General features: G+C 47.8%; 24 protein-coding genes. 9 read left to right on the forward strand and 15 right to left on the reverse strand.

All coding sequences use genetic code 11. From position 1 onward, the window contains the following. Positions 1-205: 205 nt before the first annotated feature. The 10 genes from QUB14_RS12650 to QUB14_RS12695 form a co-directional block, all read right to left on the reverse strand. Positions 206-1,714, reverse strand: a complete 1,509-nt coding sequence (locus QUB14_RS12650; RefSeq protein WP_333217310.1) for an AAA family ATPase — start codon at positions 1,712-1,714, stop codon at positions 206-208. A gap of 18 nt (positions 1,715-1,732) precedes the next feature. Further along, on the reverse strand, positions 1,733-2,245 hold the full coding sequence (locus tag QUB14_RS12655) for a YceD family protein (RefSeq protein WP_190656766.1): 513 nt from the start codon (positions 2,243-2,245) through the stop codon (positions 1,733-1,735). 101 nt (positions 2,246-2,346) lie between these two features. Beyond that, the gene (locus QUB14_RS12660) at positions 2,347-2,820 is read right to left on the reverse strand and encodes a R3H domain-containing nucleic acid-binding protein (protein WP_333067524.1); all 474 of its coding nucleotides are present in this window, start codon (positions 2,818-2,820) and stop codon (positions 2,347-2,349) included. A gap of 11 nt (positions 2,821-2,831) precedes the next feature. Further along, positions 2,832-3,980, reverse strand: a complete 1,149-nt coding sequence (gene yidC / locus QUB14_RS12665) for a membrane protein insertase YidC (protein ID WP_333217311.1) — start codon at positions 3,978-3,980, stop codon at positions 2,832-2,834. 203 nt (positions 3,981-4,183) lie between these two features. Next, positions 4,184-4,576: a PH domain-containing protein gene (locus QUB14_RS12670; protein WP_015174194.1), complete on the reverse strand. Its 393-nt coding sequence runs from the start codon at positions 4,574-4,576 to the stop codon at positions 4,184-4,186. Then, on the reverse strand, positions 4,548-4,952 hold the full coding sequence (gene rnpA, locus QUB14_RS12675; protein WP_333029826.1) for a ribonuclease P protein component: 405 nt from the start codon (positions 4,950-4,952) through the stop codon (positions 4,548-4,550). The genes QUB14_RS12670 and rnpA overlap by 29 nt, the downstream gene beginning before the upstream one ends. 42 nt (positions 4,953-4,994) lie before the next feature. Further along, complete coding sequence (gene rpmH / locus QUB14_RS12680; RefSeq protein ID WP_006632320.1) at positions 4,995-5,132, reverse strand: 50S ribosomal protein L34; 138 nt, start codon at positions 5,130-5,132, stop codon at positions 4,995-4,997. A gap of 371 nt (positions 5,133-5,503) precedes the next feature. Continuing rightward, entirely contained in the window at positions 5,504-5,758 is a 255-nt protein-coding gene (locus tag QUB14_RS12685) for an HlyD family secretion protein (RefSeq protein ID WP_445251838.1), read from the reverse strand. Positions 5,759-5,773: 15 nt separating this feature from the next. Continuing rightward, a complete protein-coding gene (locus tag QUB14_RS12690; protein WP_333217312.1) occupies positions 5,774-5,917 on the reverse strand; it encodes a hypothetical protein in 144 nt (47 codons plus the stop codon). 72 nt (positions 5,918-5,989) lie between these two features. Beyond that, positions 5,990-6,310, reverse strand: a complete 321-nt coding sequence (locus QUB14_RS12695) for a MarR family transcriptional regulator (protein WP_333217313.1) — start codon at positions 6,308-6,310, stop codon at positions 5,990-5,992. Between the two features lie 162 nt (positions 6,311-6,472). On the opposite strand from QUB14_RS12695, the gene QUB14_RS12700 reads away from it, so the two are divergent. The 8 genes from QUB14_RS12700 (at position 6,473) to QUB14_RS12735 (ending at position 14,913) form a co-directional block, all read left to right on the forward strand. Further along, complete coding sequence (locus QUB14_RS12700) at positions 6,473-7,135, forward strand: class I SAM-dependent methyltransferase (protein ID WP_333217314.1); 663 nt, start codon at positions 6,473-6,475, stop codon at positions 7,133-7,135. Positions 7,136-7,274: 139 nt separating this feature from the next. Further along, positions 7,275-7,493 carry a DUF433 domain-containing protein gene (locus QUB14_RS12705; RefSeq protein ID WP_333217315.1) on the forward strand — a complete coding sequence of 73 codons (219 nt, stop codon included), beginning with the start codon at positions 7,275-7,277 and terminating at the stop codon, positions 7,491-7,493. A 36-nt stretch (positions 7,494-7,529) separates the two neighbouring features. After that, on the forward strand, positions 7,530-8,240 hold the full coding sequence (locus QUB14_RS12710; RefSeq protein ID WP_333217316.1) for a M15 family metallopeptidase: 711 nt from the start codon (positions 7,530-7,532) through the stop codon (positions 8,238-8,240). A gap of 285 nt (positions 8,241-8,525) precedes the next feature. Then, positions 8,526-9,599, forward strand: a complete 1,074-nt coding sequence (locus QUB14_RS12715; protein WP_333217317.1) for a glucose-1-phosphate thymidylyltransferase — start codon at positions 8,526-8,528, stop codon at positions 9,597-9,599. A 229-nt stretch (positions 9,600-9,828) separates the two neighbouring features. Then, entirely contained in the window at positions 9,829-10,362 is a 534-nt protein-coding gene (locus tag QUB14_RS12720; RefSeq protein WP_333217318.1) for a hypothetical protein, read from the forward strand. Positions 10,363-10,372: 10 nt separating this feature from the next. After that, a complete protein-coding gene (locus tag QUB14_RS12725; protein ID WP_333217319.1) occupies positions 10,373-12,502 on the forward strand; it encodes a glycosyltransferase in 2,130 nt (709 codons plus the stop codon). 164 nt (positions 12,503-12,666) lie between these two features. After that, on the forward strand, positions 12,667-13,737 hold the full coding sequence (locus QUB14_RS12730) for a glycosyltransferase family 1 protein (protein ID WP_333217320.1): 1,071 nt from the start codon (positions 12,667-12,669) through the stop codon (positions 13,735-13,737). 93 nt (positions 13,738-13,830) lie between these two features. Continuing rightward, on the forward strand, positions 13,831-14,913 hold the full coding sequence (locus tag QUB14_RS12735) for a glycosyltransferase family 1 protein (RefSeq protein ID WP_333217321.1): 1,083 nt from the start codon (positions 13,831-13,833) through the stop codon (positions 14,911-14,913). 289 nt (positions 14,914-15,202) lie between these two features. On the opposite strand, the gene petG is transcribed toward QUB14_RS12735, so the two are convergent. Further along, positions 15,203-15,322 (reverse strand): cytochrome b6-f complex subunit V, encoded by a 120-nt coding sequence (gene petG / locus QUB14_RS12740; protein ID WP_006632329.1) that lies wholly within the window; start codon positions 15,320-15,322, stop codon positions 15,203-15,205. Between the two features lie 180 nt (positions 15,323-15,502). Here petG and QUB14_RS12745 point away from each other — a divergent pair, with 180 nt between their 5' ends. Further along, entirely contained in the window at positions 15,503-15,883 is a 381-nt protein-coding gene (locus QUB14_RS12745) for a c-type cytochrome (protein ID WP_333217322.1), read from the forward strand. Positions 15,884-16,028: 145 nt separating this feature from the next. Here QUB14_RS12745 and QUB14_RS12750 read toward each other — a convergent pair whose 3' ends face one another. The 4 genes from QUB14_RS12750 to cysT all read right to left on the reverse strand — a co-directional run bounded on the left by QUB14_RS12750 (position 16,029) and on the right by cysT (position 24,259). Then, positions 16,029-21,338 carry a DUF4347 domain-containing protein gene (locus QUB14_RS12750; RefSeq protein WP_333217323.1) on the reverse strand — a complete coding sequence of 1,770 codons (5,310 nt, stop codon included), beginning with the start codon at positions 21,336-21,338 and terminating at the stop codon, positions 16,029-16,031. A 677-nt stretch (positions 21,339-22,015) separates the two neighbouring features. Further along, a complete protein-coding gene (locus tag QUB14_RS12755) occupies positions 22,016-22,375 on the reverse strand; it encodes an NIL domain-containing protein (protein WP_333217324.1) in 360 nt (119 codons plus the stop codon). A 155-nt stretch (positions 22,376-22,530) separates the two neighbouring features. Further along, on the reverse strand, positions 22,531-23,409 hold the full coding sequence (gene cysW, locus QUB14_RS12760) for a sulfate ABC transporter permease subunit CysW (protein ID WP_333217325.1): 879 nt from the start codon (positions 23,407-23,409) through the stop codon (positions 22,531-22,533). Further along, positions 23,399-24,259, reverse strand: a complete 861-nt coding sequence (gene cysT / locus QUB14_RS12765) for a sulfate ABC transporter permease subunit CysT (protein ID WP_333217326.1) — start codon at positions 24,257-24,259, stop codon at positions 23,399-23,401. The genes cysW and cysT overlap by 11 nt, the downstream gene beginning before the upstream one ends. Positions 24,260-24,345 lie beyond the last annotated feature (86 nt).

Genomic DNA, 24,345 nt, shown 5'->3' on the forward strand with positions numbered 1-24,345 from the left:
GAAGGAAGAAGGAAGAAGGAAGAAGGAAGAAGGAAGAAGGAAGAAGGAAGAAGGAAGAAGGAAGAAGGAAGAAGGAAAAAGGAAGAAGGAAGAAGGAAAAGGGAAGAAGGTTGACTGTTGAGTGTTGACTGCTGAATGTTGAGTAAAATCTGGTAACTGCCAACTGACAACTGGTTACTAACTACTGACTACTGACTTCAAAAGCTTAACCTTGAATCCGGCGGCTCAAACTGCCGTATCTAGAAGCAAGGCGAGCTTTCCCCGCAGCGGCCCAATCTTGGAGAAACTGGATTTGTTCTTGAGCCGTTCTGGCTAAGGGCACCATCTGACTAGCTGATTCTAAAATATCATCTGTGGTAAAGTCTCGATTTTGGCTAAACCCAATGTGCATTGCTTCAATCAAAGTTTGCTCGATTTCGGCCCCTGAAAAATCGGGAGTTTCGTAAGCCAAGCGCTCTAAATCGTAACTTTTGATGCTGTGCGATCGCAACCGCAACAAATGTACCTCAAAAATCGCCCGCCGTTCCTCCTGGCTGGGCAAACCCACAAAAAATATTTCGTCAAACCTGCCTTTTCTCAGCATTTCTGGCGGCAAAGACTGGATGTTGTTGGCTGTTGCTACCACAAACACCGGGGAAGTTTTTTCGGCCAACCAAGTAATAAAAGTCCCGAACACCCGGCTGGTTGTCCCGGAATCCCCTTTACCGTCCAATCCCGCAAAAGCTTTGTCAATCTCGTCAATCCACAGCACGCAGGGGGCCAAAGCTTCCGCTAGCTGAATCATTTGCCTGGTGCGGGATTCTGATTCCCCGACTAATCCGGCAAACAAGCGCCCGACATCCAAGCGCAGTAAAGGCAAATGCCAGTGGTGGGCGATCGCCTTTGCTGTTAAGGATTTTCCCGTTCCTTGAATTCCGACTAACAACAAACCTCTGGGATGCGGCAAACCGTATTGGCGGGCTCGTTCGGTAAAAGCACCGCCGCGCCGCAGCAGCCATTCTTTGAGATTGTCCAAACCGCCGATATCGGAAATATTTTCGCGGGCTGGGTAAAAATCCAGAATTTGAGTTTGGCGAATTGTTTGGCGCTTTTCTTCTAAAATCAGTTCCGCGTCGTCGGGATGGAGTTCGCCTCTGGTGGCGATCGCCTTTGCCAAAACTCGGCGGATTCGTTCCATCGACAGCCCTTGACAGGAGCGCACTGTTTCGTCCAGCAAACGCCCTTCAATGGCTTGTCCGGTAGCCCCTAACAGCCTTTCTACCTCAATTTTGATTTCCGCCGCCGCAGGCAGGGGAAATTCCAAAACTGTCATCACTTCGCTGAGGTCTTCCGGGATGGAAATTAAAGGAGATACGATGACAATATTTTTGGGTACAGATTTGAGGAGTCTCGCCAAATTCCGCAGCTTGCGGGAAATCGAGACATCTTCCAAAAACCGCTGAAAGTCTCGCAGAATAAAAATTGCCGGCGCGGAGGCGGGCAATTTTTCGAGAAATTCCAAAGCTTGCAGCGGATTGCGCTTGCCAAAACCGGTATCGTTGGGATTGCCTTGGTAGCCATCAACAAAATCCCAGATGTAGACAGCGCGAGAACCCTGTTTTTTGGCGCATTGGGCGATCGCCGCTTCTACGCGCTCTTCTTCCCGTGTGGGAATGTAAATTAGGGGGTAGCGCGATCGCAGCAGTAGTTCAAACTCGTCGCTAAAAATAGTCATTAGTTATTAGTCAACTGACTAAGGCAATTGCCGTTTAAGTGCTTCCAGAGACGCCCAGCGACTGTCTGAGACTGTTTCTGAGCTTTCTGTATTTGCATCATCAGTTAAAGAAATTCCCGGACATTCAGTATCGCATATCTGTTTGTGCGGCAGTTCCAAACACATTTGCTCGTACACCCAATCGCTCGGAGAGAAATAGCCACCTGGGGACAAATTTTCCACCAAATCCTCTAAAGCAACTTCTATTTCTGCTGAACTTGAATCTGTTTGATTTGCTGTTTCCTCGAGCCAGATTAGTTCCGATGAGTTGAGTACCAAACGATGATTGTATTGTTTCAAGCATCTGTGGCACGTGAGAGTAACTATTGTTTCTGCTTTCGCCTTCACCTCAAGATAATTCCCTTGGTGAGCCACTTGCAGTCGCCCCCGCACCGGAGTAAGAGTTTCTAAATCGGGGATAAATTCTTCAAAATCAATGACCTCTTTCCGCTCAGTTTTTGTGAGTAGATGAGGGATATAAATTGTCTCCATAATCTTTTACCTTCCTACTTCTTGAATTCAAAGGTCAAAAGGAATAGTTAATTTTTAACTTCTTCCTTCTTCCTTCTTCCTTCCTTCTTCCTTCTTTAGCGTCAGCGCAGCCGCACTACCAAACGCCGATCGGGTTCTTGCCCTTGACTGTAAGTTTCTATGTCCTCACATTCGCTCAAAAAGCTGTGGACTTGACGGCGTTCTGCCGAAGACAGCGATTTTATTTCAACTTCAACTCCCGTCGATCGGGCTTGATCTGCTGCGTACTCTGCCATCGAGCGCAATTCCTCTTGGCGGCGGATGCGATAGCCATTTAGTTCAACTGTATAAGGAATTGACTCCTCTACTTCCTGACCTATATTCTGAACCGTGTTACAGAGGTATTGAATGGCATCTATTACATTACCGTTTGGTCCGACTAAGATTGCAACTTGTTCTCGAGTCAGATTGCTTTCATCTATTGTCATCCAATAGCAATCTTTTTGTTGTTCGCATACCACTTTTGAAGGAATTGCGGACAGTTGTAGCAATTCTTCTAACCATGCCTGTCCGCGCTGCATTTGAGAGTCTTTCATTGTTGTTAAAATCAAGCCTTTTTCTTGGCACGCTTTGGCTCAAAGGGAAGGGCATCTAATCCCTGATCTTTTTTTGTTTTCGCCTCTGCTTCGTCTACTATTTTTTGCAGGTTTTCCGGCAGCGGTTCTCGCGACAAAATAAACGCTTGAACTGTCTGGAAGATGTTAGCAATCAGCATATACATCAACACGCCGGCGGGCAGCGGGAAGAACAAAAACATCCCTGAAAATATCACTGGCGTCAGTTTGTTAACTGTAGCCTGTTGGGGGTTGTCGTTTGGTCCTTGTGCTTGTCCTGAAAGGGTTTGGTTGATGTACAAACTGATGCCGAAGCCCAGGATCATTACCAAAATATCCCAGTGGAGTGTACCGTCTGAGTCGATCGCGCCAACGCGGCCTAGAGCTTCAATAAACAGGAATCCTTTGTTAGTAGCCAATCCGGGGATTGTACCTTGAACTGTCGCTTCACCGGGCGCTAAGGCCGTGATGTTGCCCTGTTCATCTACCTTGACGATTTCTTCGCCTTTGATGACTTTCCAGCCGGGTTCAAAGTCGATTTCGCTCTTATTTTCTGTCGCTAGAGCTTTGAGAGGTTTGCCCTCTGGGGTTTGAAAATTAATCTTGGTTGTTTCGCCGACTGCGAGTTTGTCGCCGCCTGGAATTACGCCCACAACAGGAGCATGAAAAGTACCTGTGACGTAAATATTTTGCGGCGGTGTAGCAAAAGCTTGCGGTTGAACAGTTTCGATTTGTTCTTTGGGCAAAACTTGAACGTTTACGCTGTAATTTATGTCAGAAAACGGCGAACCCCTGAGCGTTGCAAACAGTGCAAACAGCACTGGCATTTGCAGCACCAACGGGAAGCATCCTGCTAGAGGATTACCAAATTCTTTGTATACTTTGCTCATTTCCTCCTGCTGTTTGGCAGGATTTTCTTTATAGAGTTTTTGAATTTGATCTACTCGCTCTTTCATCAATGGCTGCGCTACTTTCATGCGCCGCATATTGCGAAGAGAGCCTGCATTGAGAGGATAAAGAGCAAAGCGAATCACGAGCGTCAGAGCTACGATCGCTAAACCGTAGCTTGGCACGATCCCGTAGAAAAAATCTAGGATCGGGAGCATGAGGTTGTTGGAGAGAAACGAGATACCGAAATCCATTCGCTTTGAGTTAATTTAGGTGCTCTATGTTTGCTGTTGAGAACTATTTTTACCCGCTGAAGGCGAGCCGCCTCAATTTTTAGGGTTTTGTCTCTATCTTAGGACATTGCCCGTCGATCGACCGCCCAGTCTGCGGGTTTGTTGTAATGAGTTTGCCAATACTCGCACTCACTTTACCCTGATTTGAGGGCGAAGCGGTTCGGTTATTTAGCTTGGGCCGCGTTTGCTTTTTGAGCGGCTACGGGCAGTTTTTCGTTAATGTAGTCATACATTGCTCGAAATTTCGGCATAGCTCTGAGTTCCAAGCGGCTGCCATTTTTCATGGTGAGCACCATGTCTCCGTAAGTCCCGAAACCGCGAGGTACTGTGACGATTTTGACTATATCTGAGTAGATAACGTCTGTGCGATCGCCCCCCATCCAACCGCTAGTTACGGACACTCGGCGGCTCGTGATCCGATACCGCAGCCACAGAGCCCGGACAATTGCTCCTACTGCTAGGGGGATTCCGACGACTGTCAGCCCCAGGAGTAAATTGAGGATCAAGTCTCCCGGCGCGGGGCCGCCTTCATAATATACTTCCTCTCGAATTCCCATCTAGTACCTCGGCTTCTACCAACAACTGCTCTAATTCTTGCAGAATTTCTGCATAATTGCACTCTTGTGCGATCGGACGCACGACAATTACTAAATCCCACCCGAATTTTAATCTGGGCAATAGCTGTCGCAAAGCTGCCCGAATCTGACGCTTAATCCGGTTGCGGACTACAGCGCGTTTGCTGACTTTCAGGCTGATGGAAATGCCTGTGCGAGTTGGCTGCAAGGATTTTTCGGCTGTCGGTTTGGCAAATTCGGCGCTTTTTGGTTTACGCAGAGCTCTTAAGCTGAAATGGGCCGAGTTACGGCGCATTCCCTTGCGGTATACGGCGCTGAAGTCTTTTCGGTGCTTAAGTCGGTTTGTCTCGGGCAACATGGCGTAGGGCGATCGTTGAGGCCTCTCAACCTTGATGCAGTGCTATACTGCGAGGCGGTGGCGACCTTTGCTGCGACGAGCTTTGATTACCAATCGACCGGTTGCGGTACGCATTCTGGCGCGAAAACCGGATGTTCTTTTTCTTTTGCGGCTGGTTCCGTGCAGGGTTTGCTGTGTCATTTTGATTTCTCCCGGCTTGTTACTTTACTTTTGATTAATATTCACAATCTTCTAGTATACCATAGAGTTGTTTTGTTGGCAATAAAATTTTTCCGATTTGAATCGATCGCCACTAATCACAAAGCAACAACCCGTTTTCGAGCTGGTGAACAAGATTTCGGTTTCGTTTTCACTACCAGATACCTAACTTTTTAAGATGATATTGCAAGGGCGATCGCCCTTAACCGAAACAAATAAAATCCCCGACTGCTCAAACTTCTCAAACTGCTCCAAGAAGTTGGGGATTTCTCCTGCTAGTCGCCCTTAACCCAAACAAATCAAATGCCCGACTTGTAAATTCATCCGTGTATCCGTGTATCCGTGTTCTTCCCTTATTTCAGTTCAACATTTACCGTAACAGACATCCCCGGTGCAATTCGCGATTCATAGCCTTTAAAGCTTTCGGCATCAAATACAACTTTGACAGGAATCCGTTGCACGACTTTCGTGAAGTTGCCAGTCGCATTATCCGGAGGCAATAACGAAAAATGAGCGCCAGAAGCAGGGGATAAACTATCGAGACGACCCTCAAACTTGCGACCACCAAAAGCATCTAATTTGATTTCTACTTTTTGGCCTGGTTTCATGTTTGCCAGTTGCGTTTATTTGAAGTTAGCAACTACCCACAAATCGTTACTTACGATCGCCATTAACGGAGTTCCCGGCGGCACCCGTTGCCAGACTTCAACGGATTTGCGGCCGATTTGTCCGGCGGGTGCGGTGCTATTCGTGTAGGGAAGTTGCACTGTTTTTTTTAAGAGTGTGTAGTATTTTACGGTTATTTGTAATGTAGTCGAGGTAGATGCTGCTGCGCTTTACTAATAAAGATTGATTTGTCGGTTTAGGAAAGATTGACGATCGCCCCATCGATCAGTGGGCAAAAGAGTTATCGATCGGCCTTGTGAAATCCCCTCGACAGCTCGATCTCGGATTTCAGCTACCAGCGGGGGCAATACGTCTTGCAGTTCCCTCCCGGAGTCTGTCAGCCAAATGCGCCAAATGCGGCCATCGCGACTGTCTCTCTCTCGGCGGACTAGGCCTCTTTCTTCCATGCGATCGATCGCGCCTGTCAGCGTCCCGCCTACCTGTTGCAGTTTGTCGCCAATGCTGGAAGTCGGCAAACCGTCTTCTGGCCACAAGCAGCACCAGCCAGGGAAAAGCGGTCAGCCCAAAGGAGGCCAGCAGGTTTTTTGGCGATCGAATGCTAGGCTAAAACCGGGAATCCGCCTTCTGCCGGATATGTTAACAATTCTTATTGTTCTTAAACTAGAAAGAGTAAATCTAGTTTGCAATCAGAATTTATGTTGCTTCCACCCGACCAACGCACCAAGTTAGACGACACCGACGACAATTTGTTCTATTCCGCTCCCCGGTTTGTGACTCACGTAGACGATGGATTCATTGAGCAACTCACCGGATTATATCGGGAACGGCTGAAACCGAATACTCTGATTTTTGATATGATGAGCAGTTGGGTTTCTCACTTGCCCGACGAGATGCAATTTGCCCATGTCGAAGGGCACGGCATGAATGAAGAGGAGTTGGCAAAAAATCGCAGGCTGAATCATTATTTCGTGCAAAATTTGAACGCAAATCCCAAATTGCCACTGCCGGATGCAGAATTTGACGCGGTTGTCAACTGCGTTTCGGTACAGTATTTGCAGCACCCAGATGCGATTTTTGCCGAGATTCACCGGATTTTGAAGCCGGGGGGCGTAGCAATTATGAGTTTTTCCAACCGGATGTTTTATCAAAAGGCGATCGCGGCTTGGCGGGAAGGTTCCGAGGGCGATCGGGTAGAATTAGTCAAGGGTTACTTTGATTCTGTCAAAGGAGCGAATATACCCGGATTTAGCAAGCCGGAAGTAATTGTTCGCAAGCCTAACTTGCCGAGTTTTATGCAAATGCTGCGAATACCAAGCGGCGATCCATTTTATGCGGTAGTTGCTTACCGCCAAAGTTAGGCTTTTTTGGCAGTAAGGACTTTAGGACTTTAGGTGGAGATTGAAAGCACTAAAGTCCTTACTATAAACTGATCGAAAGCTACGCTCTTTAGGTTAGGATAGATTCAACATTGGCTGCTAAAATATGGAAAACTAACTTTTGCAGCGCATCACACTCGAACCCAATATCGGTCACGGACAACCCTGTAGGCGGGGTCTCCTATATCTAGTAGAGTGGATTCTTGAATTATTGAGTTCTGGTATGAATTCTAAAGAAATTATAGATGACTATGACGATTTAGAACATGAGGTTATTCTAGCTGCTTTGCTATTTGCCGCGCGGCTGACTCAAGTGAAAAGCATATACTTAGTATTGTAGTTCATCAGTAATCATAAAGTAGGGTAACACCTTGATATGAAAGCATATCAGCAAATAGCAATCGACGAATGCGGCGAACCTTTAGTCCCTATTCCACCAGAACATTTTGCCTTTGAAATTCCACACCCTTATCAAAAGTTGGGTGCTCCCTATCACAACAGCAAAGCAGATTCGCCTTACTATTTGCGACAAGGAGTGGTAGATAGTTTAATCGCCGCTCAAACTGAGCTACAGCAAAAATATCAAAATTGGAAAATTCTGATATTTGACGCTTATCGACCCGTGGAAGTCCAGCAATTTATGGTGGATTATACTTTCAATCAAATTGCCCTAGCTCAAGGCTGCGAATTTCCGGTTTCCGAAGACAAACGCCAAGTAATTATAGAACACGTATATCAATTTTGGGCAGTACCGAGCCTCGATCGCGCGACGCCTCCTCCTCACAGTACAGGTGCAGCTTTAGATATAACTTTAGTGGACGAAAATAATCGGCAAATTAATATGGGTTCTCCGATTGATGAAATATCAGAACGTTCTTATCCCGATTATTTTGGTAATAGAGCTCGCGAACCAGAACAGCAATATCACCGTCACAGGCAAATCTTAAAAAATGCGATGATAGCTGCGGGTTTTCAGCAGCATCCTAACGAATGGTGGCATTTTTCTCTGGGGGATCAGATGTGGGCTTGGTTGACAAATCAAAACAATAGTGGTAGTCAATTTATCGCCCGATACGGTCGCTATTAAAACGGTACGCAATTAAATCTGGACTGGCGCACTCGCAACCTTGAGAAACCGCGTTTATTGACAAAAAACCTCAGCTTTTAGGTGCTTTATTCGGCAAAAAACCAAGTTTCTGACACTCTATGCGTCCCGGACTATAAAAGCTCGATCGGCATAAATCATTTGTATCATAAGACACTACAACTATTGCCAGTGGGGTAGCGGTGGTTTAAAATCAACGAGAGCGAACAAGTGCAGGCAAATCGAGCCAGCACCGCAAACCCTAAAGGATAACTCAGAGTTCACCCAATGAAAGCACTCATCCTCTCTGGCGGCAAAGGAACACGCTTGCGTCCCCTCACCTATACGGGTGCTAAGCAGTTGGTTCCTGTAGCAAATAAGCCGATACTGTGGTACGGAATTGAAGGAATTGTGGCGGCTGGGATTACGGATATTGGGATTATTATTAGTCCTGAAACCGGAGAAGAGGTGAAGACGAAAACAGGAGATGGAGCTCGCTTCGGTGCAAAAATTACTTATATCTTGCAAGAAAAGCCGGCGGGACTCGCTCACGCGGTGAAAATTGCCAGACCGTTTTTGGGCGATTCTCCGTTTATTATGTATTTGGGAGATAACTTAATTGAAAATCAGCTAGATCCGTTTTTAGAGATTTTTAACACGCAAAAACTAGACGCTCTGATTTTGCTGCGTCCAGTTCCCAATCCCTCTGCTTTCGGTGTGGCAAAAGTTGATGAGAAAGGAAGAGTTTTGGAGTTAGTAGAAAAACCACAAGTCCCGCCATCGAATTTAGCACTGGTGGGGATTTACTTTTTTGCTCCTACTATTCACGAGGCGATCGATCAAATTCAACCCTCTGCCCGGGGCGAACTCGAAATTACCGATGCCATTCAACAGCTTATCAATCAGGAAAAACACGTAGAAGCCTGCAATTTAGAGGGTTGGTGGCTGGATACGGGGAAAAAAGACGATTTGCTGAGTGCAAACCAAATCATTTTAGATAGCCGTATCGTAGCTTCAACTGAATTAAAAGTAGACGCCAAAAGTCAAATTATCGGGCGAGTGCAAATAGGGGAAGGAACGGAGGTCATTAATTCTACAATTCGCGGGCCAGTGGTAATTGGGGAAAATTGCCGCATTGAAAATTGCTTTATCGGGCCTTACAGCAGTATTGCCGATCGCGTGACGATGATTGATGCTGATATCGAACACAGTGTAATATTGCAAGGGGCGAAAATACTTGGCATTCACCAACGAATTGTTGACAGCGTGATCGGGCAGCGAGCTCAACTAACCATTGCGCCGGCTCGTCCAAAAGCTCTGCGGTTTCTGATTGGTGATGACAGTCAAATTGAGTTAGCTTAAATTGAGATATTGCCAATATCGGAAGCAATAATCCTGATTTAACAAGAGATGAATTTTATTGTGGGGTGGGCATCCTGCCCGCCCTTGAACAGGCATCTTGCCTGTTCGCAATTACTTACAATTATTCACACAGCAAAGATGGCTGTTCACCATTAGTTACAATGAGTGAAACAGCAAATATGCCTGTTCCATAATAAGTCATAGTAAGTTATCTAAAGGAGAGGAAAGTTTGCACTACGAAGAAATACCAACTCAAAAGATAATAGATAGATTGCGGCAAACTTTGGAGCCGCGCATTGGTATTGCTGAGTCACCGCTGTTGGGAACAGAAAATAGTGCGATCGCCCGAGATGAAGATGACGAAGACATCGCCCTTTTAAAGGCTGGTTTCGACATTTATAACATCCCCATTACCTCTTACCAAAGGCGGCTGGGTTCCGCAGTCATCGCCGTTAGGAAAATAGTCCGAAAATTGCTCAGACCCGTCCTCGAACGTCAAGTTATCTACAATTTCGCTAATACGCGCGTCGTTCAAACACTGAGCATTCAATTGCAAAAATTGCAAGAAAATCAACAAACTCTAGAGAAAAAAATTAAATCCGAATTCAGCAGCGGATCTCCCGAAGTTACAGCACAGCTTGAGACTCAACAAAGAGCGCTCGCAGCTTTTCAGTCTGAAATAGAGCAAATTAAAGCAGTGCAGCAGCAACATACTGCTATTTTAGAGAAGATTACCGCTCAATTGCTCGATCGACAACAATAAAGCATCAAAGATGACCACACTGCCAATATGCTCGTTAATTATAGTCAACTATAACGGTCTACGCCACACGAAAGATTGCTTAAAATCTCTACAAAAGCTTGCGTATCCCGAACAGGAACTAGATTTAATTGTAATTGATAATTGCTCTCAAGACGATTCCGTTAATTCCCTGCGCGAACTATTTCCAAAAGTTCGCATTTTTGTCAACTCCGCCAACAACTTTGCTAAAGCCCTCAACCTCGGCATCAGCGAAGCAAAAGGGCAATATATCGGATTTCTAAATAACGATGCTACTCTTGACAGTCGCTGGTTAGATATTCTTGTCAAAATCCTAGAGACTCACAAAAAAATAGGTGCAGCCAGTGGGAAATTGCTGTTTAAAGACGGGCGAATTAACAGCGCAGGCATTCAGCAATTACCTAATTTTTATTGGCAAGATGTCGGATTTGGCGAAAAAGATTCGGGACAGTACGATACCGAAGGGGAAGTCGAAGGGCTTTGTTGGGCGGCGGTGCTTTTCCGCAGGGAATGTCTCGAAGATGTGGGGCCGATAGATGAAGATTTTGTGATGTATTTTGAGGATGTAGAGTTTGCCAAACGCTGTCACAAACGCGGTTGGAAAATGCTTTATACTCCCGCCGCCATCGCCCATCACGAGTATCGGGGTTCGAGTAAAGGAAGCAAACTTACTGAGTATTTCTGCAATCGCAATCGGTTTTTGTATTTGGCGAAACACGAACCTTTGCAATTAGTATCTTCAATTCATACTTCGGATTTTTTTACTCATAAGCAGTACGATTTGCTTTTCGAGAGTTTATTTGTAGCGATCAAAAAACTTCTAGATTATCAGAAACCAGAAATCATTGAAACTGTATTGTCGCAGTTGTCGGAAAAGTTGGCCGTGATTTACAGTCGCCTGAAGGTCGATCGCATTTTATCTCGATTGCAGGTGGTTCGGGGCGATCGCAAAATGTCGATCGCCATTTACGATCACGGACTGCATTTTATCGGCGGCGGTCAAAAATACGTCGCTACCATCGCCTCGCTGCTACAAAATGAATTTGACATTACTTTTATCGCCAACAAACCAGTTGCTGTTTCCGACTTAGAATCGTGGTACGGGCTCAACCTTTCAGGATGCAAAATTAAAATTATTCCCTTGGCGTTTTACGAGAAACGCGGAATGCAGTGCATCGATTCCAGCATCATCGTGGAGGATATGGAAAATCCCTTTGATGAAATTGCCAGAGAAAGCAAAAACTACGATATTTTTATCAACGCGAACCAACTGGAAAAAGTCAAGCCACTGTCGCCGATCTCAGTATTTTTCTGCCACTTTCCCAATACCTTCCGCAACCGTCACTTTGCTGTCGATAATTACACTTTCATTATTGCCAACAGTCAATTTACTGTTAAGTGGTTGGAGAAACGCTGGAACCTACAGCCAACTTTTCTGCTTTATCCGCCCGTAAAAATGGTCACAGTTAAAGTGCCGAAAGAAAACATCATTTTAGCTGTGGGACAGTTTGAAGTTGGGGGAACCAAAAAGCAAATTGAGCTAATTAAAGCTTTCCGCAGTTTGCTAGCGGATTATCCCAAAGAACTTCAAGGATGGCGGCTAATTTTAGTGGGCAGCAGCATTCCGAAAAATCCTTATTTAAAGACTGTTCAGAATTTATTGAAGCAAGATTCAAGGGCGATCGAGCTAAAAGTCAATGCTGACTTTGACGAGGTAAAATCGCTTTATGCTAGATCGAGCATATTTTGGCACGGCTGCGGTTTGGGTGAAGTCAATCCTCAAAGATTTGAGCATTTCGGCATGGCCACTGTAGAAGCAATGCAAAATAGTTGTGCTCCGATTGTTTTCAACGGCGGCGGCCAACCGGAAATTGTCGAACATGGGCGATCGGGCTTTGTGTTCAATACCGTTGAGGAACTGTGCCAGCATTCACATCAACTAATTGTTAATCCCGATTTACTAGCAGAACTTCAAGCTGGAGCACAGCAGCGCAGTCAGAACTTTAGACTTGCACGTTTTGAGGAAAAAGTCAAGAGTTTTTTTGAGATCATTCACCAAGAATATGCTACAATTCGGCTGCCAAATCCTGCCGATATAGCTCAAATGCTCGATCGAACTTAAAGGCTAATTAAATAGTCCACCAGGGCTTAAAACCCCTAGCCAAAAGCTAAATTCCTCTTGCATAGGACTAATATCAAAGTCAATTTTATTACCGTTTTCTTCAGTCCGCGCAGGCGGACTTTGTATGTGTAGTTGCGACTTTCAGTCGCCGGATATCTAAAATTATGTCTAATTCACTGTTAATCAATTTGTCCTTCTTAACTCCTGAACCAACGGGAATCGGAACTTATGCAGCTAATCTTTTCCCGCAACTGCAACAGCTAGAACCCACATTACTTGCTTCCCAGCAAATTGACAATTATACTTGCTATCAAATTCCCGAAACTCTAACACCGAATCGCGGCCCCAAAGGACAAATTAACAGGCTGCTGTGGACTCAGTTTGAGTTACCAAAAATTTACCAAAAATTGCAGTCCACCCTGATGTTTTCCCCAATTCCCGAAGCACCTTTGTATTCTGGCTGCCGCTACATCGTCACAGTTCACGATTTAATTCCTTTGCGATTTCCCCGACGGTTTTCTCGTTTAACAGCTTATTTCCGCTACTACATACCGCAGGTTTTGCGGCAAGCAGAACACATTATTTGCGATTCTCAAGCAACGGCGGCAGATGTTGCTAACTTTTTCCAGATTCCGCTTCATAAAATGACCGCCATTCCCCTAGCTTGCGATAATATTAATTTTAGATATCTCGACTTGCCCGCCAAAAATTATTTTCTTTATACCGGCAGACACGATCCTTACAAAAACTTGGAAAGATTAATTGCTGCATTTGCGAGTTTGCCCGATCGCGCAAATTACGAATTGTGGCTAGCAGGGCCTCCCAATGCCTACACACCGCAGTTGACAGCACAAGTTGAAGAATTAGGTTTACAATCTTTGGTAAAGTTTCTCGGTTACGTTCCCTATTCTCAATTGCCCGTACTGATGAATCAGGCGATCTCCCTAGTTTTCCCTACACTTTGGGAAGGATTCGGCTTACCAATTTTAGAAGCAATGGCTTGCGGCACACCCGTCATCACATCGAACCTGTCATCGATGCCAGAAGTAGCCGGAGATGCCGCATTATTAGTCAATCCTTACAGCGTCGGAGAAATAGCCGAAGCCATGCAAACAGTAGCCACAGATTCAAAAGTGCGATCGAACTTAAAAACTGCGAGTTTAGCCAGATCCTCTCAATTTAGCTGGCACAAAACCGGAAAAGCAACCGCCAACATATTACAGCAATATCTTTAAATCTTCCCTCTCTTCCTTTCTCCTCTCTGCGTCCTCTGCGCCCTCTGCGGTTAAAAAAATCCCAGCAAAAAACCGCAATCTACATATTATCCCATGCCCAATCCCCAATCTAATTTACTAATCAACCTCTCCTTCCTAATTTCCAAACCAACCGGCTTAGCCATCTACGCCAACAACCTATTTCCCCACCTAAAATCCCTCAATCCCACATTACTAACAGCCAAAAATTTTCCCAATAGCAACTGCTACCAAATCCCCGCCAATCTAACACCAGAACAAGGAACCAAAGGACACATCAACCGATTGTTGTGGACACAAACCAAACTTCCCAAAATTTACAAACAGCTAAAATCTAACCTGTTATTTTCCCCAATTCCCGAAGCTCCTTTATTTGCAGGTTGCCGCTATATAATTACAGTACATGACTTAATAGCGCTGCGATTTCCCCGGCGCTTCGATCCTCTGACACCTTATCACCGCTACTACATTCCCCAAGTGCTGCGGCAGGCTCAACACGTCATTTGCGACTCAGAATCAACAGCCAAAGATATCGCTAATTTTTGCAATATTCCTACTAATTTAATTACGCCAATTTTCCCCGGATACGATACCAGTTTTTTCCGTTTTTTAGACTTACCAACAAGCAATTATTTTCTTTATATCGGTCGCCACAATCCGTATAAAAACGTGCAGCGAGTTGTAGCAGCATTTGCTGCTTTGCATCATAATTCCGAGTACGAATTGTGGATAGCAGGTTCGGAAGACAAACGCTATACGCCACTGCTGAAGGCGCAGGTTCAAGAATTGGGATTGGTCGAGCGAGTAAAATTTTTAGATTACCTCCCCGCAGCCGACTTGCCCAAAGTCATCAACCAAGCGATCGCGCTGGTTTTCCCCAGTCTTTGGGAAGGATTCGGCCTCCCGGTGCTAGAAGCAATGGGCTGTGGCACTCCTGTCATCACCTCTAACCTGTCTTCAATGCCCGAAGTGGCGGGGGGTGCAGCATTATTAGTCAATCCCTACAGCGTCGAGGAAATTGCCTCTGCTATGCAAGAGCTTGCAGTCGATGCCAAAGTTCGATCGCACTTGCGGGAGCTCGGTTTAGCCAGAGCAAAACAATTTAGCTGGGAAAAAACAGGGCTGCAAACTGCTGCTATTCTCGATCGATATCTTTAACGAAGGAAGAAGGAAGAGGGAAGAGGGAAGAAGGAAGAAGGAAGAAGGAAGAAGGAAGAGGGAAGAGGGAAGAAGGAAGAGGGAAGAAGGAAGAAGGAAGAGGGAAGAGGGAAGAAGGAAGAGGGAAGAAGGAAGAAGGAAGAGGGAAGAGGGAAGAAGGAAGAAGGAAGAGGGAAGAGGGAAGAGGGAAGAAGGAAGAAGTCAGTAGGTAGATTAATGCCCCATGCCCCATGCCCAATTCCCACTTCCCCCTCCCCCTGACAGCCTGAGTGAGGGACTGTAGCCCCTTTTACTTATTGATACCCAACTGATCGCCGCGCTTGTACTGCTGATAAGCCGCAAAAAACAGCCCCGCCAGAGTAACAAAGATTAGACCCAGAACAATACCTGAAAGTAGCGGTTCTACCATGAGAGCTCCTTAACGTTAAGATTTAACAACCTATTTTTAATATTACCAGCACTTATACAGATGAATTTTCCCAAAAGCAGCCTTCCGTGGGTCTCAGAGCTTGCTCTCCCCGCTGCGAACGATTAAGCTATGTTATGAGAAATAAATTTTCTTGTAGATACTATTTTTAATTGAACTCCTTTGAATAACCAACTTGCCAGGAATGAAATTAAAAACCCGATCGAGCGACTTGCCATATTTGCGCTAGCGGTGTTGGTTGCCATCATGTTGGCGAGTATGACAATTCGTCAGTTTAAAGTCGCCGATCCTTACGTCAAAAGCGTACTATCCCTGACGGGCAACCCGTTTCAGGGTTCCGCCATCTTTCAAATGAACTGTGCGGGGTGTCACACATCGGTTTCAGAAAGTCAAGTCGGGCCCAACTTGCACGGAGTGTCCGAGCGCAAATCCGAATTCGATCTGATCCGGCAAGTCACCAGCGGGCAAACCCCACCAATGCCCCAGTTTCAGCCGAGTCCGCAAGAAATGGCAGACTTGCTAAAGTATCTCGAACAAATTTGATCAAAGAAGGGGAACGGAATTCGTTCCCCTTCTTTGGCAGAGCCTCTAAACATGGGTTTAGAGGCTCAGCTTTCGGGTAGTCCCTCTCTGCTGGGACGACTGGCAAGTGTAGGATCGGTTGCAACTGCCGAGTTCGATCTGCGGACTAAACCAACAAGCTAAAACTCTGAGCTGATAACTGGCTCGGCTGCACGCCCGTCACTATAGCCAAAATCTGGTCGCTGTTAGCAAGCCCGATCGCCGTCGAGCCATTAGTTTCGGTCAATGACAGTTGATTGAAGTCCAAGCCTCCCACCAACTCGATCGAATCCACTCCTTGGGTGAAGTTGATAATGGTGTCAATTCCTCCGCTCGCTGACAAGACAAAGCCATTGCTGCCAATGCCGCCGACGAGGGTATCGCTGCCAATGCCACCAAAGAGCAAGTTATCGCCGGTGTCACCAAAGAGCCAATCATCGCCACTGCCGCCAATTAAGGTATTGTTACCCTCGCCGCCGCAGAGAGTGTCATTGCCTTGATCGCCAATTAGCACGTCATCGCCAGCGCCTCCCAAAATTACGTCATCGGCTTTGCCGCCGTACAATACGTCATTGCCTTCGTCACCAGAGAGAGAGTCGTTGCCACGATTGCCATAAATCGTATCGTTACCGCGATCGCCAAAAATCAGGTCAAAGCCTTTGCCACCGAAGAGAGTATCGCTATCGATGCCTCCGTAGACAGTATCGTTGGCCGTATTGCCATTGATGTAGTCGCCGCCCCCTCGACCAAAGATCAAATCGTTGCCGATCAACCCCAAGATAGAGTCATTGCCCACACTACCGACGATCGTATCGTCGCCGTTAGGGCCGTTGATCACATTACCCGCTGAAGGAGTGCCGGGCTCATTCGGAGTAGCGATCCTGGGGAAGTTCTCAGGGCAAACCAAATCTGTCGGTACAGGTGCAGGAGTCGGCGTCGGTACAGGTGCAGGTGTCGGCGTCGGTACAGGTGCAGGCGTCGGCGTCGGTACAGGTGCAGGTGTCGGCGTCGGTACAGGTGCAGGCGTCGGTGTCGGTGCAGGCGATGTCGGCGGTGTGGGTGCAGGTGTGGGTGCAGGTGTCGGCGTCGGCGTCGGAGTCGGCGTCGGGAAGTTCCCGAAGTTGATGCCGCTGACAATAGCACCCGAAGTTAGGGTGATGTCGGCGGGTTCGGGTGTGCTTTGGGTAAACCCAGTTTGGTTGACCTCCCGGACGCGGTAGGTTCCCGGCGTTAGGTTCGCGAACAGGTAGTTGCCGCTGTTGTCTGTGGTAGTAGTAACAGGAGCAGGAGCAGTTCCAGCTACGACATTGGTTAACTGAATTTGGAAATTGGGTAAACCCGGTTCTCCAGCATCCTGAGTACCATTGTTGTTGGTGTCTTGGAACTTCAGACCTCGGATCGCGCCGGGTTGGGGCAAAAAGTTGCCGAAGTCAATGCCCGTGATGTTATTTGGAGGATTAACAGTAACGGGGGCGGGGTTGGGGGTCGTCTGCGTCCAGCCGTTTTGCGGGACTTCCCTTACCTGGTAAGTACCTGCGGGTATATCTCGGAGAGTGTAGTTGCCCGCTGCATCGGTGATGGTAGTTGGTTCGCCCTGCTGAAACAATCCATCCGGATTGATACTGTCGAGAAATATTTGCCAGTTAGCTAGCCCCAATTCTCCGGCATCCTTAACGCCGTTGTTGTTGAGGTCATTGAATTTTTGACCGCTGATTGTGCTCGACTGGAAGTTACCGAAGTTGATGTTAGCGATGTCTTGACCGCTAGTGACAGTGATGTCGGCCGGGTTGGGGGTAGTTTGCGTCCAAGTAGGCTGCAAGACTTCCCGCACCTTATAGGTTCCGGCTGACAAATCGGAGAATTTGTAGTTGCCGGCTGCATCGGTGAGGGTGTTCGGTTCCCCGGTGTCGAGAGTGCCGTTATCGTTGGTATCGAGGAAGAATTGCCAGTTGGGTAGTCCTGTTTCTGCTGGCGCATCTTGGATGGCATTTTTGTTGAGGTCATTGAACTTCAGACCACTAATCGAGTTGGGCTTGAAGTTGCCGAAGTTGTTGTTTTGGGAGTCGGTACCGCTGGTGACGGCGATCGTAAACGCGCCTGAAAGGGTAGGCGTGGCTGGGTTGACGGGGGGTACAGTTTGCGTCCAGCCAGTTTGTGGCACTTCCCGCACTGTATAAGTGCCGGCTGTAAGGTCGTCGATCTCATACTGACCCGTAGCATCCGTGATTTCGCTTTCTTCATCAGCATCGAAGGTGCCGTTATTGTTGGCATCTACGTAGATTCTCCAGCCTCCTAGCGGTTGTTCTGCTGGCGCATCTTGGATGCCATTTTTGTTGAGGTCATTAAATTTGATCCCGCTGATTTTGCCCAACTGGAGGTTGCCGAAGTCTTGAGCCGTAATGTTTGTGCCGCTGACCGGGTTAATTGTATAAAAAGCCGGGCCGGCGGTTTGTGAGAAACCAGTTGGCACATCTTCTCTCACAAAGTGCCTACCGGAGCCGACGTTGGCAAAACTATACGTCCCAGCAGCCGCTGGTGCTGTCCCGGTAACTTGAGAGGCGATTTCCGCGTCGCCTGTATCTAAAGTGCTGTTATTGTTAGTATCTTTGAACAAGCGAACCGTGGTGCCGTTGAGCGGCGTGTCATCAGCAGAGAAGCCGTTGCCTGTGAGGTCGGTGAATTTGGTGCCGCTGACGGTGATGTTTTGGAAAACGCCGAAGTTTTGGGCGGTGACGGGAGTACCGCTTTGGGCGCTAACGAGAATTGCGGCAGCGGGGAAAGAGATGCTGGAGTTGGCTGGGGCCGTGGCTTGTATCAGGTAATTGCCAGGGCCGATATCCGCGAATGTGTAATCTCCGGCTCCTGCAGTGGTTTGTGCAGTGCCGACAACAGTATCTGTGGCGACTTCTAGCGTACCGTTGGCGTTGGTGTCTTTGTAGAGGTTGACCGTGACGCCGTTTAATACGGTGTCGTCGGGCGTGAAGCCGTTGCCCGCGAGATCGGTGTAGGTTTTGCCCGCGATCGATGTTTTCTGGAAATTACCGAAGTTGGCACCCGTGACATTAACAATACCCGTATTTGCCGGAGTCGGGCCGAGAGTCTGCACCCAAGCAGTCGCAGGCGTTCCAGCGGGGGGCGCTTCTGTAATCGGAGTATCGGTTTTTACGTCGCGGAGGATGTAAGTGCCGTCGGCTGCGGTAGTAGTGCTCTTCGTGCCTACAGAAATCACCCAGCCCGGAAGACCTGGTTCAGTCGCTGCGGCACCTTGCAGGCTATCCCCGTTAAGGTCGTTGAATTTAACCCCTGTGACGATCGGGCCGTATTCATAAGCACCGATATCAACAGCAGTGCCGATCGTCCGGGGAAAGCCAGCACCCCGCTGGTCAGTCGCGCCCGCAGCAGCCGCAGCCGTGGCATCCCCAGTATCGATCGCCGGATTAGGAGTCGCAGTGCTGTCAGCCAAAGCATAAGTCACGGGAACGCCTGTAGCCTGGTTCAATCCTGCGGTAGGGGCGATGACATTTGCTAGAGGAACGGTCAGTTGCTGGGCGACAGGTAAATTGCTGCCAGCAACATTCCCGATCAAATTGTTGATACTGGTGGCGGTGAATGTCCCAAACACGTCAGGATTCGCGCCGCCCAAATTCCCGGCGACGATCGAATTTAGGACATTCACAGTACCGCCGTTAGTAGCAATACCCCCGCCCACAGCAAGAGCAGGAGCAGTTGCAGTCGCAGTGTTAGCAGTGATGGTGTTGTTAGTCAGAGTTGCTGTAGCGCCGCTGTTGACAAAAATCGCGGCCCCCGCGCCCTGGCCCGGTGTCGCCCCCGCACCGCCCGCCGCGCCTCCGGTTGCTGTGTTGTTGAACAAAGTGCTGTTGTTCAGGGTCAAACTACCAGTATTAACAAAAATTGCGCCTCCCAAACCAGCACCGCCGCCGCCACCGGCGGTGCTGCCGGCGCCGCCCGGGGCGAAAGCTCCGAGGGGCGTGCTGGCTCCGCCTACTGTACCGCTGCCACCTCCGCCACCGAAGCCCCCAGCGCCGCCATTGCCGATCGCACCGACCGCAGCAGGGGCAGTAGCCGTACCTCCAAAACCACCAGCGCCGCCACCGCCACCAAAGCCACCAGCACCGCCTGCACCGCCAGCGCCGCCAGCGCCGTTGCCAACAACTCCAGCACCGCCAGCACCGCCAGCACCGCCAGCACCGCCCCCACCGCCGAGGACGCCTCCCGCACCGCTACCGCCTGCGCCGCCTGCGCCGCCAGTACCGCCTGCGAAGGTAGTGCTGCCACCGAGACCGCCCGGACCGCCTTGGCCGCCGGGAACGCCCGCTCCAAAAGTATTGTTAACGCCAGCGCCACCACTACCAGCGTTGGGTGCAGTAGCAGTACCAGCAGCACCTGGACCGCCCGCAGTTGTGAAGTTGAAGCCAGCAGTGCCACCGAAGAGGGTGCCGAAATCAGCGCTGCCACCAGCACCGGCTGGGGCTGGGGCTACCGCTGCGGCTGCCCCGGCGCCTCCTGTAGCGGTGTTGCCAGTAAACGTCACGCTGTTGACTGTGACAACGCCGTTGTTGATAAATAGTGCGCCTCCCATGCCGGCCCCACCGCCACCGCCGGCTGTACCGGCACCACCCACAGCGCTACCGTTGGCAATTGTCAGGTTAGAAATGCTGACAGCAGCACCGCTGTCTACAGAGAAGCCCCGGTTAGTGTTGAGATTTAGGGTGAAACCGCCACCGGTCAAGGTGATGGGGTTAGTGATTCTGGGCAGAACCTCTCCGGCGGCTAAGGTGATGTCGCCAGTGATGGCAATCGTGTCGGTGTCGGTCAAAACATTTGCCACCAGAATCTTATCGCGCAGTTCCCCAAATGTGGCGACTAAAACTGCACTGTAAGCTTCCCTCGCCTCTGCAGAAAATGCCAAAGGTGTTTCAATGTTTCCCGTAGTTACTTCGAGTTCCCAGTCTCCACCCAACGCAGCATTCCCAGTCAAGTTATCGGAAGCGGCAATATTTGCTCCCGTGAGCTGGCTCAGCCTTTGGACGAAAGCCACACCTGCTTCTGTGGCCGCGACGTTGCAACCGTAAAGCAGAATTTCGGGTTTAGCTGTAATTGGAGAGTTAGAGTTTGCCTCGGCTGCTGGCAAAGCAAACCATGTTTCTAAATAATTGCGGTAGCTTTCAATGTTGCTGAGATTTAGTTCTGTTGCTCCCAGTTGCAAGCTGGCTGCTGCGCCGTGAGACAAAATGTGGACGGCTGCAATGTTTGGCCGCTGTTTAAGTGTTTCGGCGATTTGCTCGATGCCGTCGCGATCGGCTTTCAGAATAACAATTTCTGTATCGGGATTGACCGTTTCTGTTAAACTTTTGCAATCTTTAACTTGTGAATCTGCAAAAACTATCTGGTGTTTCGGTTCTGTATAGAGTTCCACGTTCAAATCCTCCTGGTACACGCACACATCAAATTCATATCACAAACCAACCGCAGCAGCGATCGAGCTTTTTCCGGTGAATGCGGATGAGAGTCGTTGGCGAAGCCCTCGAAGAGGATCGCCCCCAACTTTCACCTAAATTAAATATTGACAAAAACGTTTTTTTATGCTGCCCTGCCCTAACAGAGTTAGTTTGATGGTTGAGAAGTTTTAAAGGGGAATATTGTTCCGGCTGTTTCCCCAAAAGTTGGACAAAACTTGCGCGCTGTTTTATGCTATACCCGAGATGGGTAAAATACCATATTTTATAAAAATTGTCAAGCAAATAATTAACCGATGGCGATCGATATTTGTGAGTCAAGAGTTATCAATCACGGTTATTAGCTGTAAGCTGATATTATTTGGTAGTGGTTGGCTGCTGAATGATATGTATGTGCGATCTAACAACCGCAATCAAATTGCTTGGTAGTAAGGAATACAAGTCCTCTGAGTTTTATGAGGACTTGCATTCCTCACTAGAAGCGTGATAACGGTAATTTTACAGGAAGAGATATGCGGACTCATGACTAACATTCCTGGAGGCTATTAGACTCAATAAACCGGCTAGAATAAAGAAAATTCTGCCTGTCAGTCTAGAATATTAACTCTTCCAGGTTGGTGCGTGCAAGACTCACTAATTACCAACTTTCTTCATCGGGATTATTGGAATTGCTCCAGATTTCCACATCTAAATCATTGAGATAAATTAGAGCTGTTTCAATCTGTTTACTTGTACCGTTAAGTTCCAAGTCAAACCAACCGTCATCTAAAGTTTTGACACCCAACAAAGCGGCATTAAAATTCACCGTCAAACCGTATTCAGAAATCAGGTTAGATATCACAGGTTCCTGATGGTACTCTTTGGGAACTCGAATGCGAATGCGGGTTTGAGTTGGTCTGCTGTCAGCACTATCAGATTGGGGAATATCTGATTCTTGGGTTCTGTGAAAATTGCCGCTCGCCTCAAATTCAGATTCGCTAGTGTTGTGAGCTAACATTTGGGCCTCCTAATGTTTGTTTCAGTTTACATTTTGCACCAATATCTTGTAGGGTGCAAAGCTGCGATATTTTCCAGCTTCCAAGCAGATTGTCGATAGATCCGCACCCTACTAATGACTAACAACTTCGTACCCTACAGCCTAATGACTGATGATTATTCTTCAACCTCCTTAATGCTAGTTTTTCGTTCCAAAATCTCCTTAAGCACGAGGGTAATAACTCCTAAAAAACCTAGAATTACCGCCGCTGAAAATGCGGCTTGCGTCGCGTACTGCTTGTAAGCATCCTCTACAAACAAAGGCAAAGTTTGGGTTTTTTTAGCAATATTTCCCGACACCACAGAGACGGCTCCAAATTCTCCCATTGCTCTAGCATTGGTCAAAATTACTCCGTAAAGCAATCCCCAGCGAATACTGGGAAGCGTGACATTCCAGAAAATTTGCCAGTCATTTGCTCCCAAAGTTTTCGCCGCCTCTTCTTGATCTGTACCCACTTCTTCCAAAACAGGAATTACTTCGCGGGCTACAAAAGGCAAGGTAACAAAAGCAGTAGCCAGCACCATTCCAGGGAAGGCAAAAATAACTTTGATATTAGCCGCATCTAGCCAGGGCCCGAACCATCCTACCCGACCGTAAAGCAGTACAATCATTAAACCTGCAACTACGGGAGATATGGCAAACGGCACGTCTAAAATGCTGATTAATAGCGTGCGCCCCCGAAATTTATTGCGGCCAATTACCCAGGCTGCACACAAACCGAAGACTGTATTTACAGGCACGACAATCAGAGAAATCACCAGGGTAAGTTGCGCTGCGTGCAGAAAATCGGGCGAGGTTAAGTTAGAAAAAAATGGCTCAAATCCTTTTCGGAAAGCTTGGTAAAAAACGTTGAGCATGGGGATAAATAAGACGAGAGCAAGATAGCCGCTCGCAATTCCGATTAAAGTGGGTTTTACCCAGGCTTTCTCCTGACTCCGACTAGAACCCGCAGGCGGAAATTTGTAATCAGCGGATGAATTGATATTAGCCGTCATAGCGTCTTCTCCATGCTTGTAAGAGATTAATTGCGAACAGCATGGTCAGCGAAATACCTAACAGGATAGTGCCGATAACTGTGGCTCCTGCATAGTCGTACTGTTCCAATCTTTGAAAAATTAATACGGGCGCGATTAAATCTTTGAAGGGTATGTTAGAAGCTACAATTACAGTAGAGCCATACTCGCCAACCGCTCGCGAAAACCCGAGGGCAACTCCGGTTAAAATAGACGGGAACAGCGGCGGTAAAACTACTCGCCAGAAGGTTTGAAATTGAGAAGCACCCAAGCACCAAGCTGCTTCTTCGATGTCTTTTTCCATCTCGTTTAAAACTGGCTGTACAGTCCGCACGATAAAGGGCAAGGAAATAAAGATCATGGCTATTCCTACGCCCAAGCGAGTAAATGAGATCTTGATTCCCAAGGGTGCAAACAGCCCGCCGATCCAGCCGTTATCGCTGTAAACTGTGGCGAGAGTTAAACCCGCGACGGAGGTTGGTAGTGCAAAAGGTAAATCAACTGCTGCATCGACAACCCGTTTTAAGGGAAAGTCGTAGCGGACTAATACCCAGGCAATTAATGTGCCAAATACTCCGTTAATTAATGCCGCAATTAATGCCGTAACGAAGGTGACATCGTAGGCGGAAAGGGCGATCGGACTGGTGGCAATTGCCCAAAATTCGGCGGGGTTGGCTGTGCTGGCTTTCAGCAGCATTGCTGCAACTGGGAGCAATAGCATTAAGCTGAGGTAGCCTAGGGTGATTCCCCAAGGTAATGTGATTTTGCCGATCGCCCTTTTGATATTTTCGATGGGAGATTCAGGGTTGCTGGTTGGAGATGATACAGCCATAAGTTAATAGTTTGGATTTGCCAAGAATAGTGAATCTTTTAGATCCCCGACTTCCTCGCAGTTGTCGGGGATCTGAGCCTTCTGTT

The organism is Microcoleus sp. B3-D2 (assembly GCF_036705345.1).
Classification (GTDB): domain Bacteria; phylum Cyanobacteriota; class Cyanobacteriia; order Cyanobacteriales; family Microcoleaceae; genus Microcoleus.